12 protein-coding genes are annotated in these 12,080 nt (G+C 60.3%); 3 read left to right on the plus strand and 9 right to left on the minus strand.

Annotated elements, in window-relative coordinates:
- Positions 1–173: 173 nt before the first annotated feature.
- From mobB to moaA, 5 genes are all read right to left on the minus strand, one after another.
- Positions 174–689 (minus strand): molybdopterin-guanine dinucleotide biosynthesis protein B, encoded by a 516-nt coding sequence (gene mobB / locus AB4Z23_RS11775; protein WP_441360144.1) that lies wholly within the window; start codon positions 687–689, stop codon positions 174–176.
- On the minus strand, positions 686–1,312 hold the full coding sequence (gene mobA / locus AB4Z23_RS11780) for a molybdenum cofactor guanylyltransferase MobA (RefSeq protein WP_421476620.1): 627 nt from the start codon (positions 1,310–1,312) through the stop codon (positions 686–688). Before mobA ends, mobB begins: the two co-directional genes overlap by 4 nt.
- A complete protein-coding gene (locus AB4Z23_RS11785; protein ID WP_441360145.1) occupies positions 1,309–2,508 on the minus strand; it encodes a multidrug effflux MFS transporter in 1,200 nt (399 codons plus the stop codon). Before AB4Z23_RS11785 ends, mobA begins: the two co-directional genes overlap by 4 nt.
- Position 2,509: 1 nt before the next feature.
- Positions 2,510–3,478, minus strand: a complete 969-nt coding sequence (locus AB4Z23_RS11790; protein WP_065659332.1) for a DMT family transporter — start codon at positions 3,476–3,478, stop codon at positions 2,510–2,512.
- A gap of 153 nt (positions 3,479–3,631) precedes the next feature.
- Positions 3,632–4,729 carry a GTP 3',8-cyclase MoaA gene (moaA, locus tag AB4Z23_RS11795; RefSeq protein WP_019566166.1) on the minus strand — a complete coding sequence of 366 codons (1,098 nt, stop codon included), beginning with the start codon at positions 4,727–4,729 and terminating at the stop codon, positions 3,632–3,634.
- Positions 4,730–4,814: 85 nt separating this feature from the next.
- On the opposite strand from moaA, the gene AB4Z23_RS11800 reads away from it, so the two are divergent.
- From AB4Z23_RS11800 to AB4Z23_RS11810, 3 genes are all read left to right on the plus strand, one after another.
- On the plus strand, positions 4,815–5,183 hold the full coding sequence (locus tag AB4Z23_RS11800) for a gamma-butyrobetaine hydroxylase-like domain-containing protein (protein ID WP_003515573.1): 369 nt from the start codon (positions 4,815–4,817) through the stop codon (positions 5,181–5,183).
- Positions 5,184–5,405: 222 nt separating this feature from the next.
- Complete coding sequence (locus AB4Z23_RS11805; RefSeq protein WP_019566167.1) at positions 5,406–7,217, plus strand: monovalent cation:proton antiporter-2 (CPA2) family protein; 1,812 nt, start codon at positions 5,406–5,408, stop codon at positions 7,215–7,217.
- 51 nt (positions 7,218–7,268) lie between these two features.
- The gene (locus AB4Z23_RS11810; protein ID WP_441360146.1) at positions 7,269–7,877 is read left to right on the plus strand and encodes a pyridoxamine 5'-phosphate oxidase family protein; all 609 of its coding nucleotides are present in this window, start codon (positions 7,269–7,271) and stop codon (positions 7,875–7,877) included.
- Between the two features lie 96 nt (positions 7,878–7,973).
- Here the strand turns inward: AB4Z23_RS11810 and AB4Z23_RS11815 are convergent, their stop codons facing one another.
- From AB4Z23_RS11815 to trpC, 4 genes are all read right to left on the minus strand, one after another.
- Positions 7,974–9,044 (minus strand): GGDEF domain-containing protein, encoded by a 1,071-nt coding sequence (locus AB4Z23_RS11815; protein WP_065687305.1) that lies wholly within the window; start codon positions 9,042–9,044, stop codon positions 7,974–7,976.
- A gap of 500 nt (positions 9,045–9,544) precedes the next feature.
- A complete protein-coding gene (locus tag AB4Z23_RS11820; protein ID WP_441360147.1) occupies positions 9,545–10,762 on the minus strand; it encodes a molybdopterin molybdotransferase MoeA in 1,218 nt (405 codons plus the stop codon).
- Positions 10,763–11,254 (minus strand): cyclic pyranopterin monophosphate synthase MoaC, encoded by a 492-nt coding sequence (gene moaC, locus AB4Z23_RS11825; RefSeq protein ID WP_111804522.1) that lies wholly within the window; start codon positions 11,252–11,254, stop codon positions 10,763–10,765.
- 7 nt (positions 11,255–11,261) lie between these two features.
- Entirely contained in the window at positions 11,262–12,077 is an 816-nt protein-coding gene (gene trpC, locus AB4Z23_RS11830) for an indole-3-glycerol phosphate synthase TrpC (RefSeq protein WP_111796362.1), read from the minus strand.
- Positions 12,078–12,080: the final 3 nt, after the last annotated feature.

Consider the following 12,080-nt stretch of genomic DNA (forward strand, 5'->3'; position numbering starts at 1 on the left):
ATGATGAAGCCGGGCCGAACGCCCGGCTTTTTCATTTTTGGGGGTAGGCCAAGCGTCCTCACACATTCGACGTCATCCTCGGGCTTGACCCGAGGATCCATGGTGCGGTCGGTTTGCGGGCCCTCGGGTCAAGCCCGAGGATGACGGAGGAGAGGAGGTTGCCGAAACGGCAGTTACGCCCTTACCAGCCCAACCGTCGTTTCGATGAAGTCCGCAATCGTGGCGGTATCGTCGAGATCGAAGACGGGAAGGGTGGTGTCGGTCACCGCGTGGTCGGCGGCAATTGCGATGATGTGCGGATCGCTTCCGGCAAGCGGTTCGGTCTTGGCAGCTTCCAGTCGGCGCGCCTCGATCTTCGGCACCGGCTCGTATTTGTAACCCTCGATCAGGACGAGATCGCAAGGGGCGAGGCGGGCGAGGATTTCCTCGAAAGACGGTTCGGCTTCGCCGCGCAATTCATGCATGATGGCAAAGCGGGTGCCGGAGACGATGGTGACCTCGTGCGCGCCCGCCTGACGGTGACGCCAGCTATCGGCGCCGACCTTGTCGATATCGAAATCATGATGGGCATGCTTGATGGTCGAGACCCTATAGCCCCGGGCCGTCAGCTCGGTGACGATGCGGACCGCAAGGCCGGTCTTGCCCGAGTTTTTCCAGCCGGCAATACCGAAGACCTTTTGGSTCATCATGGTTCCATGCTCTCCAGATAGCTTCGAGCGAGCGCCAGTTCATCCGGCGTGTTGATGTTGAAGAACGGATCGAGGCTGCCTTTGGCCGTTTCCAGCGGCGGGAAGGCGATACCGATCGTGACGTGTCGTGCAAGATAGGCGCGGATGCGCCGGTTTGCATCGTTCTTCAGCCATTCCTCCAGATCGTCCGCGAGCGCCACGGGCCATAGCGCGAAAACCGGGTGCAACTGGCCGCTGGAGGCGGCGATGACGATTGCGTCTTCGGCCATGTGTTCGCAGAGGCGGTCGACGAGATCTTCGGGAAAGAACGGGCTGTCGGCGGGCACTGTCAGGAAGTGGCTTTTCTGGGCGCGATGGTTCTGGAAATGCCGCATGCCGGCGAGAACGCCGGCTAGCGGCCCGGCATGGCCGTTCACGGTGTCAGGCAGCAACGGCAGGCCAAAGCTTTCGGCCCAGCCATTCGCGGCATTGATGGTGACATCCGACACCTGTGGCGCGATGCGGCGCACGACATGGGAAAGCAGCGGTTCGTCGCCCAGCATCACGGTCGCCTTGTTGGTGCCCATCCGTCGCGACAGGCCACCGGCAAGCACAAGACCGGGTATTTCAAATCGCGCCGTCATTGCCGCTTTTCCTGCAGCCTTACGATATAGGTGGTGAGGAGAGCGACAAGGCCGGTCGCCAGCATCACGAGAAGAAGCGGCCAGGTTCCGTCCTCTTTGGACAGAACCGAGGAGGCAAGCACGGAAAGTGCCGCACCGCCGCCGATGGTCATGGCGCCGCCGAGACCGGAGGCGGAGCCTGCCAGATGTGGTTGGACGCTGACCATGCCTGCATTGGCACTTGGCAGGGTCACACCGTTTCCGACACCAATGAGCGCAAGCGGCACGAAAAACGCATAGGGGCTTTCCGCCCCRGTRGAGATCAGCGCTATGGCTGCGACAATGCCGGCGATGGCGACGACATTGCCCGACAGCATCATGCGGGTGATGCCGATCTGGCTCGCATAACGGCCGGAGACGAAGTTGCCGAGCATGTAGCCGCTGGCCATGAAGAAGAATTGCAGGCCGAGCATGGCCGGGGCAAGGCCATAAAGCACGCTGCCGACGAAGGGTGCGCCGCCGAGAAACGAAAAGAACATGCCCGACGAGAAGGTCGAGGTCAGCGCATATCCCCAGAAGAGCGGCGAGCGCAGAAGTTCCGGCCAGGCGTGGAACTGCTGCGAGAAGCTTGCCGATCTGTTGTGATTGGTTTCGCCGAGATCAAACCAGGCGAGCACCAGAATGCCGACCCCGAGCAGGGCAAGAAGCGCAAAGCTGGACTGCCAGCCGGAGATATCGTTGAGCAGACCGCCGACCGTTGGGCCGACCATCGGCACCACCGACATGCCCATGGTCACATAGCCGATCATCGAAGCGGCCTGTTCCATAGGGACCATGTCGCGCACGATGGCGCGCGCCAGCACGAAGCCGGAAACGACGGCCGCCTGCGCCACACGCCCGAACATGAAGACGGTGATATCTGGCGCCAGCATGCAGACGAGCGTGGCGACGATCATCATCCCGATGCTGGCAAGCATGACGGGCCGGCGTCCGAAAAGATCGGATAGCGGGCCGATGAGGAGTTGCAGGCAGGCKGTRGCGGCAAGATAGCCGGACACGGCAAATTGCATCACGGCGTAATCGGTCTCGAAATSGAGCGCCATCGCTGCAAGCGAGGGCAGGAACAGGTTCATGCAAAGCGCCGCGACGCCGGCGATAACGACGAGCGTGATGATGTGGGGCGGGGTGGTGCGATCCAGAAAGCGGGCGTTTTTCATGTCATTCTCCCGCTTTTTCCGTAAAGGCAGCTTTCGTTACGGAAGCTGGCCGCACGGTGGTCGCGGCAGTGGGCGTGGCGGCGGAGCGCTTGGCCATCTGCGAGCGCTTGCGCAGGCTTTCACGGTAGAAGGTGTAGAGGCCTGAGCCGATGACGATCACGGCGCCGACGATTGTAAAGCTGTCGATCTTTTCATTGAAGAAGAACACGCCGATCATGAAGCCCCAGAGCAGGCTGGTGTAACGGAACGGCGCGACGAAGGAGATTTCACCCGTTCGCATTGCCAGAATGATCGCCTGGTAACCAACCAGCACCAGAACGGCAGAACCGGCCAGATGCGACAGGATCATGAAGTTCATGGGCTGCCAGCCGCCGAAGGGCTGGATCAGCAGGCCACCCACCGCCATGTTGACGGAGGCGGTAACGAAGGTGACGGCAAGCGAGGGGACATCCGCATACATCTTGCGGGTCAGAAGATCGCGCGCGGCGGTGACCGCAAGCGAGGCGACGACCAACAGCGCGCCTGAGGTGAAGCCTTCCGGGCCGGGCCGGATGATGACGAGCACGCCAATGAAGCCGACGATGATCGCCGCCCAGCGCCGCCAGCCGACGGGCTCGCGCAGGAACAGTGCGGCACCCAGCGTGACGATCAGCGGCAGGGATTGCAATATGGCCGAGGCGTTGGAAAATTCTATGAGTCCGAGCGCCGTCAGATAGAGAACGGCGGCTGTCACTTCGCAGAGACAACGCAGGATGATGATGGGGCGCATCAGGGTTTTCAGCGGCCGGAGCGCGCCGAAGTGCCGGGCGGCGATATAAATCAGCACCACCGTCATGATGCCGCGCACGAACATGATCTGGCCGGTATTGATGTAGGGGGTGACGGATTTCGTCAGGGCGTCGTTGGCCGTAAAGCTTGCCATGGCGAGCGCCATCAGAAGGGCGCCGCGCGTATTGTCCGTCAATGCCATTTCATACTGTCCCAGACCATGCGCAGCCTAACCCCAAATTCCTCTCAGGGGTCGCCCGCCGGGCGGGACCGCGCATTCCTCCATGCCAAGAGACCTGACACGGCCAAGCCGGCATTTCAACCGCTTAAATGGGTGGGTGGACGAGAAACAGGTTCAGCCGCCGGTCACACTCATATGGCGGGCGACAGCGGGGCGCTTGTGGGTGCGGTCAATGATGAAATCATGCCCTTTCGGCTTGCGCAAAATGGCCTCGTCTATGGCGCCCGAGAGATAGGCGTCGCTGTCGGAAGCGCGCAGCGCCGTGCGAAGGTCGGCGGCATCGTCCTGCCCGAGACACATATAGAGCGTGCCGGTGCAGGTGAGGCGGACGCGGTTGCAGCTTTCGCAGAAATTATGGGTCATGGGTGTGATGAAACCGAGCCTGCCGCCGGTTTCCTTTACCGTCACGTAGCGGGCAGGGCCGCCGGTCTGGTAGTCGTTGTCAACAAGCGTGAAGCTTTGTTCCAGATCGGCGCGCAGCCTGGAAAGCGGTAGGTAGCGATCGGTGCGATCTTCCTCGATCTCGCCCATCGGCATGGTCTCGATGACAGTCAGGTCCATACCGCGACCATGGGCAAAACGCATCAGCTCGGGAATTTCAGTCTCGTTGAAGTCCTTCAGCGCGACGGCATTGAGCTTGATCTTGATGCCGGCGGCCTGCGCGGCATCCAGCCCTTCCATCACACGGTCGATATCGCCCCAGCGGGTGATCTCGCGGAATTTCTGCGGGTCCAGCGTATCGAGCGAGACGTTGATACGCCGCACGCCGCAATCGGCGAGTTCAGCGGCGAATTTCGCGAGCTGCGAACCGTTGGTGGTCAGCGTCAGCTCATCCAGCGCGCCGGTGCCAATATGGCGGCCGAGGTTCCTCACCAGCATCATGATGTTCTTGCGCACCAGCGGCTCGCCGCCTGTCAGCCTCAGCTTGCGCACGCCCCKTTGAATGAAGACGGAACAGAGCCGGTCGAGTTCCTCCAGCGTCAGAAGGTCCTTCTTCGGCAGGAAGGTCATGTGTTCGGACATGCAGTAGGTACAGCGGAAATCGCAGCGGTCTGTCACGGAAACGCGCAGATAGGTTATGGACCGGCCGAAAGGGTCCACCATCGGTGCTTTGTTTTCCGTCAGGGACTGCGCTCTTTCGAGCGATCCGGGGAAACTGTTCACGTCTCCGTCCTCACTGCGCGATGCGCCGGGCACAAGATTGCCGGGCATGTGCTTTACAGGTGATGTAGTGACTTGCCTATCGCGAGGCAAGTCCGTAATTCTGACGCATAAGACGAGCTTGCGGAAGTGAAAAATGAGTGATGCCTGGCCGACTGAACTGCTTGTGTCGAAAGACCGGCGGCAACTGACCGTTTCCTTCGATGATGGAAGCGTCTATCGGCTCGGTGCCGAGATGCTGCGCGTGCTTTCACCCTCCGCGGAAGTGCAGGGCCACGGGCCGGGCCAGAAGGTCACTGTTCCCGGCAAGCGCAACGTGACGATCCGCTCCATGATGGCGACGGGCAATTATGCCGTGCGCATCGTCTTCGACGACGGCCATGACAGCGGCATCTTTACCTGGAGATATCTGAAGGAACTGGGAGAGACCGGCGATGCATCGTTTGCCGATTATGAGCGACAGCTCGCCGAAAAGGGCTTGAGCAGGGAACCGCTGTCCCGGTAGGCGGGCGCAAGGCCTGCGGACACTCCCCACCCTCATTCCTGTGACAAGCACAGAAATGAGGGGAGGAGGGCAGCGGCGTCTGGAGCCCGCATGCCTTATGGACAAATAACCCGTTGAATCTGCGCATCGTCTTTCTGTAAAATCATTTTCGATTTTCATACTGATGCGCTAGGAAGTGAGGGAGGGAACACCCTCGTTCTATCAATTTAAACGGGGTGATGTGTGGCGGTCGAAGCGAACGGGAATGATCTGGCCCAGGTGGTCGTGCTTTTGGCGGCGGGCGTGGTGGCCGCGCCGATTTTCAAGCGCATCGGCCTCGGTTCGGTGCTGGGTTATCTGGCCGCCGGCCTGGTGATCGGGCCATATGGCTTCGGCTTCTTCTCCGATTCGCAGGCGATCCTTCATATCGCCGAACTCGGCGTGGTGATGTTCCTGTTCATCATCGGCCTTGAAATGCAGCCGTCACGGCTGTGGTCCATGCGGCAGGATATTTTCGGGCTTGGCGCGTTGCAGGTGCTGGTCTGTATGGCGGGTCTGACGATGGTTGGCGTCAGTCTCGGCTTTCCGCTCATCATGTCATTCGTCGCCGGTACCGGCTTCGTGCTGACTTCCACGGCAATCGTCATGCAGATGCTGCAGGAACGCAACAGCATGTCCAGCCTCAAGGGCCAGCGCATCATCGCCATCCTGCTGTTTGAGGATCTCGCCATCGTGCCGCTTTTGGCGCTCGTTGCCTTCCTCGGTGCTGGTGGTGAGCACGTCACACCCTCGGAGCGCTGGATTTCCGTCGGCATCGCGCTTGCCGCCGTCGGCGCGCTCATTCTGGCCGGGCGTTATCTTCTCAACCCGTTCTTCCGCCTGCTGGCGGCGTCYGGTGCGCGCGAGGTAATGACRGCCGCSGCYYTGCTSGTGGTGCTCGGTTCGGCGCTGTTGATGCAGGTCAGCGGTCTTTCCATGGCGATGGGCGCGTTTCTGGCTGGTGTGCTRCTGTCCGAATCGTCGTTCCGCCATCAGCTGGAAGCGGATATCGAGCCGTTTCGCGGCATTCTGCTCGGCCTGTTCTTTCTCGGCGTCGGCATGGCAATCGATCTTGCCGTCATTGCGTCGAACTGGCAGCTCGTGGTCGTCAGCGTCGCAGGTTACATGCTGCTCAAGGCATTCCTGATCTACGGCGTGGCGCGGGCGCTCGGCACCACCAGGCGCGAAAGCCTGGAGCGGGCCGTGTTGATGGCGCAGGGTGGCGAATTCGCCTTCGTGCTCTATTCCGCCGCTGTCAGCGCCGGCATCCTCGACCGCGAAGCCAACGCCATCCTGACGGCGACCATCATCATCTCGATGGTGCTGACGCCGCTGATGGTCATTCTGCACGACCGGCTGGTGCCGGCGGCCGTTCCCAAGACCGATGATCTCGATGTGCCGGAAAATGTCGAGGGCAGCATTCTGCTGATCGGTTTCGGGCGTTTCGGCCAGATTGTCAGCCAGCCGCTTCTCGCGCGTGGCTACACGCTGTCGCTAATCGACAAGGATGCCGACTTTGTGCGCGATGCTGCGGAATTCGGTTTCAAGGTCTATTATGGCGATGGTTCACGCGCGGAAATCCTGCATGCCGCCGGGGCAAGCACCGCGCGTGCGGTGCTGATCTGCGTCGACGACAAGGAAGCCGCTGTGCGGATCGCGGAGATCGTCAAGCATGAGTTTCCGCTGGTTCCCGTTCTTGCCCGTGCCTATGACCGTGGCCACGCAATCGATCTTGTGAAGGCCGGCGTGGATTACCAGATCCGCGAGACGCTGGAATCGGCGATGAATTTCAGCGAGGAAGTGCTTGGCGCCATGGGYGAGGAGCGKGAAGATGCTGCCCGCTTGGTGGAGGARTTCCGCGACCGCGAYGAGGAACGTTTCGCRATGGAAGTCGTCGGCGGTATTTATGCGGGCCGGTCGCTGATCCGCGGCAATTCCCAGCCGGCGGACCTCGTTGCTGCACGCACCGCGCGCGARCGGGCGGAGCGGGAAAAAGCGGAAGCGGCAGAGGAATAACGCGCCCTGATTTATGGGGGGGCAGATTGATTGCAGGAGTTGGAGCGSACAATGACGGTCATTCGCACGGTTGAGGWATTGAAGGCCATTTACGATGGCACAAGCGAGGCATCTATCGCGAAGGTGACAGCCACGCTGACCGCCGAATACCGGCAGATGATCGAGGCTTCGCCATTTCTGGCGCTGGCGACTGTCGGGCCGGAAGGCATGGACTGTTCGCCGCGCGGCGACAAGGGCGGTGTGGTAAGGGTGGCCGACGACAGGACGGTGCTTTTGCCCGACTGGCGCGGCAACAACCGCGTCGATTCGCTTTTGAACATCGTCCGCGATCCACGCGTGGCGCTGATGTTCCTGATCCCGGGCTCGAATACAACGATGCGCATCAACGGCCGCGCTGTCGTTTCGGTCGCACCCGATCTGCTGCAAAGCTTCGAAATGGACGGWAAACACCCGCGCACCGTCATTGTGGTCGAAATCGATGAGGTCTATTTCCAGTGCGCGAGGGCCTTGATGCGTTCGGAACTGTGGAACCCCGACAACTTCGTGGAACCCGCGTCACTGCCCACACCAGGCAGCCTGCTCAAAGCCGCCAAGGCGGAGTTCGATCAGGAGACTTATGACCGCGAATGGGCGGTKCGGGCGGCGAAGACCATGTGGTGACGTGTCTTTTGCCGCAGCAACAGGTGCTCACGTAACAGGGCGTGGGGGCGGAGGGAGCACTGCATTCACTATGCTCCCTAACCGGCGCCATCCTTCTCACGTCCGATAAATCAGCCAGTTCTTGCCGATATAGTTCTTCTGCATGCCGTCCTCGTAAATAACGGAACGGTTCCTGCCGGTTTCCTTGGCGTGGTAAAGTGCCATATCGGCATGTCCGTAAAGTTCGCCCGGATTGTTTGCCTGCGAGGCGGAGGCGAAGCCTATCGAGATCGTCACCGTACCGTAGTCGGCGCCCGATCTTGAATTGCGGAACGGTGTGCTTTCCAGCGACAGGCGGATGCGCTCACAGATCACCATGACTTCTTCCGGCGTGTTGCCATCAAGAATGATGGCGAATTCCTCGCCGCCGCTTCTGGCGACGAAGCCGTCCTTGCGGACATTGGCGCGGATGACGGAGGCGACTGTGGCCAGTATCTTGTCGCCGACCGGGTGGCCGAACGTATCGTTGATCCGCTTGAAATGGTCGATGTCGAGCAGGATGAGCGTCGTATATTGCAGGCCGATGGAGCTGTTGTAGACGGAGGCCAGCCTGTCATCGAAAGCGCGACGGTTGGAAAGGCGCGTCAGCGAATCGGTATTGGCGATGCGCTTGTATTCATCCAGCTCCAGACGCACCTGTTGCATTTCCTCGGCATGGCGGTTGACGTCGTTGAACGCCTTTTCGCCATCGATGATTTTCGAGCCGGTGGCCTCGGCCAGCAGCGAGACCGCATTTTTCAGGATATTGGTGCTCGATACGGTCTTGTCGTCAATGCGCTGACGGGTCTCGCCGAGAATTCTGTTGTAGTTCTCGATGGAGGACTGTTCGCGCCTCAGCGTTCCGAGAAGYGCCTCCAGTTCACGCCGCAGCTTCTCGTGCGCGTCGTCGATCGAGGCRATGGGATTGCCTTCCCCGTACCGCGCGGACARTTCGTCCAGATCCTCCTGCGTCACCCGGTTTCCCAGTGCCGCCAGATCYCTCGTCAGCGCCGGGTTCGAGCCRATATAGGCTTCGTAAAAAAGGCTATAGTTGCGCGGGATCGGCGACACACCCATGCTCCGCATGGCRTAGGCAATCTGCCCGGCGATGTCGGGCCCCGTGGATTTGGGCGTGGATGCCGTGTTCATCAAGAAACTCCAGTGAGTCTGCTTATCGACTATGATTATTATTATGTAGGCCGTTTTGAAAAGCTTAATTTATGGGAAACTAATTTTTGTTCCCTGAAATTTGATCTTCGGCAATTTTTATCTTATTTAGCTGATAATTATAAGTAATTCTCATTTCGAGGAAGTTCCGGAGTTTTTTGATTTCTACTGCTCGTCTTGGTGCCAGCTTCGTATTTATTCTGTCAATCCCGATAGTGATTTTAGGGTGATTTATTTCGGCACAACAACGTAGGGTGATARTCGGGAGATGGTTGAGGCRCGGAGTTTTTCATCTGGCGAGACGCCGCTTATAAGTAACGAACTTCTTCGCGCATGTCCGGATACAGCAACGTTACAGTTTTTATTACGTCGTCTCAACAGGAGTGGCTGCAGTTCGTCTCATTTCTGTGACTACTTGCGGTGGAAATTGCGCAAGATTTTGAAACAATGCGTTGTTTTGTGCGCCGCCGGAATATGTCCCGTCAGGCTCTAAGCCGTATCACCGAGCATTCCGCACCTGCGTCAACTGCCGGCGCATTTGGCGGGCGCACGATCAGGCCGTCTGAATGTGCCAGTATGTTCATCATGGATGAATCCTGTTTGGCATAGGCTTGCGCCACCAGAGCGCCGTTGYCATCGGYGCTGAAACGSGMGCGAAGATAATCCTGCCGGTGATCGTTCGCCTTCAGCGGTGTGGCGGTTCGGGCTGTGGTGACGCGTTGCGGCGGAATGCGGCGGGCGATTCTGTGGAGCAGTGGCTCGAGGAACAGCAGGCCGCAGACGAGGCTCGCGACTGGATTTCCTGGCAGGCCCAGAACCTGCATGGCATCGATGGYGCCCACCATCAGCGGTTTTCCAGGRCGCATGGCAATGCGCCAGAAATCGAGCTGCATGCCTTCGGCCTTAAGCGCCGCCTGAACGAGATCATGGTCGCCGACAGAGGCGCCGCCGAGCGTCACGAGCACATCGGCCTTTGCCGCGACAGCCTTGCCGATGGTGGCGCGGATCAGCGTGTCGTTGTCGGGTATAATCCCGAGATCGAGAACCTCCGCACCGGCTGCCCGCGCAAGTGCGGCGACACCGAAGGTGTTCGAGGCGATGATCTGGGCGGGAAGGGGCGTGCTTCCGGGCGGTAGCAATTCGTCGCCGGTGGCAAGGATGGCGACCAGTGGCTTGCGATAGACGGCAAGCGTTGCGTGATTCATCGCCGCCGCAACGGTGAGATCGGTGAAGCCGAGTTCGCGCCCGGACTTCAAAACCGTGTCGCCCTCGGCAAAATCCTGTCCGCGCGGGCGAATGTGTCGCCCGGCGGTGATGTCGAAAGCGGTGCGGATTTTGCCCTCGCCGAAAAGCTCGGCATCTTCCTGAATGAGAATGGCATCCGCACCCGCTGGCACCGGTGCGCCGGTAAAGATACGCACGGCCTCGCCTTTACCCACCGTGCCCGCGAAAGCGTGGCCTGCGGCAGCCTGGCCTATRACGGTGAGGACTGACCCGATTTGTGGCGCATCGGYACTGCGCAGCGCATAGCCGTCCATGGCCGAGGCATCGAAAGGCGGCTGGGTCAGACGCGCCGCAAGGTCAGCCGCAAGGACGCGGCCATCGCATTCGGCGAGCGGAAGGGTTTCGCTGTCAACCACAGGAACCGCCGCCTCCAGAAGGCGCGTTACGGCCTCATCCACGGGCAGCAGTGGCTTCATTCATGTCTCCTGTCGCCGGAAATCGCCCGACTTGCCGCCGCTCTTTTCGAGAAGGCGGATATTGACGATCTCCATCGCCTTGTCGGCGGCTTTGGCCATGTCGTAAATGGTCAGGCAGGCGATGGACACGGCGGTCAGCGCCTCCATCTCCACGCCSGTCTTKCCGGAGAGCTTCACCATGGCCTCCACCCGCAGGCCGGGCAGGGCAGCGTCTTCGGTAATGTCCACCGCAACCTTGGTCAGCATCAGCGGGTGGCAGAGCGGAATGAGGTTTGCCGTCTGCTTGGCTGCCATGATGCCCGCGAGCCGGGCTGTGCCGATGACGTCACCCTTCTTGGCATTGCCATCGCGGATGAGCGCCAGCGTTTCCGGCTTCATCTTCACAAAGCCTTCGGCAACGGCGATACGGACGGTCTCGGCTTTGTCGCCGACATCGACCATATGTGCCTCGCCGCTCGCATCGATATGGGTGAGCTTTGTCGCCTCGCTCATCGGCGCATCATTCCGCCGCCAGAACGCCGGATTGGCCGGTTAGCAGGGTTTTGGTAGCTGCCGTCACATCGTCCTTGCGCATCAGGCTTTCGCCGACGAGGAAGGTGCTGATGCCGCTCTTTTCGAGGCGCTGGCAATCCTCATAGGTGAAGATGCCACTTTCGCCGACAAGCAGCTTATCGGCGGGCACGAGGCCAGCCAGTTTCTCGCTGGTTTCGAGGCTGACCTCGAAAGTGCGCAGATTGCGGTTATTGATGCCGAGAAGCGGCGAGGCGAGCTTCAGCGCCCGTTCGGTTTCTTCCGCATCATGCACCTCGACCAGCACGTCCATGCCGAGTGAAAAAGCCTCGTCTTCAAGGCGTTTCGCCTCATCGTCGGAAAGAGACGCCATGATGAGCAGGATGCAGTCCGCGCCCCAGGCGCGGGCCTCATGCACCTGATAGGTATCGAACATGAAATCCTTGCGCAGCGCAGGCAGCGTGCAGGCATTGCGGGCAGCCGTCAGAAATTCCGGCGCACCCTGAAAGCTCGGCGTGTCCGTCAGCACGGAAAGACAGGCGGCGCCACCAGCCTCATAGGCGGCGGCCAGTGCCGGCGGATCGAAATCCGGGCGGATCAGCCCCTTGGAGGGGCTGGCCTTCTTGATTTCGGCAATCAGACCGAATTTGCCCTCAGCCTGCTTTGTTCGCAGCGCTTTGTAAAAACCGCGCGGCGCAGTCTGGCCTGCGGCCATCGCCTTGAGATCGGCAAGTGAAACCCTGGCCTTGGCGGCGGCAATTTCCTCGCGCTTGTAGATCTCGATATTTTTCAGAATGTCGCTCATGGT

Source organism: Agrobacterium sp. MCAB5, assembly GCF_052114365.1.
GTDB classification, from domain to species: Bacteria; Pseudomonadota; Alphaproteobacteria; order Rhizobiales; family Rhizobiaceae; genus Agrobacterium; species Agrobacterium tumefaciens.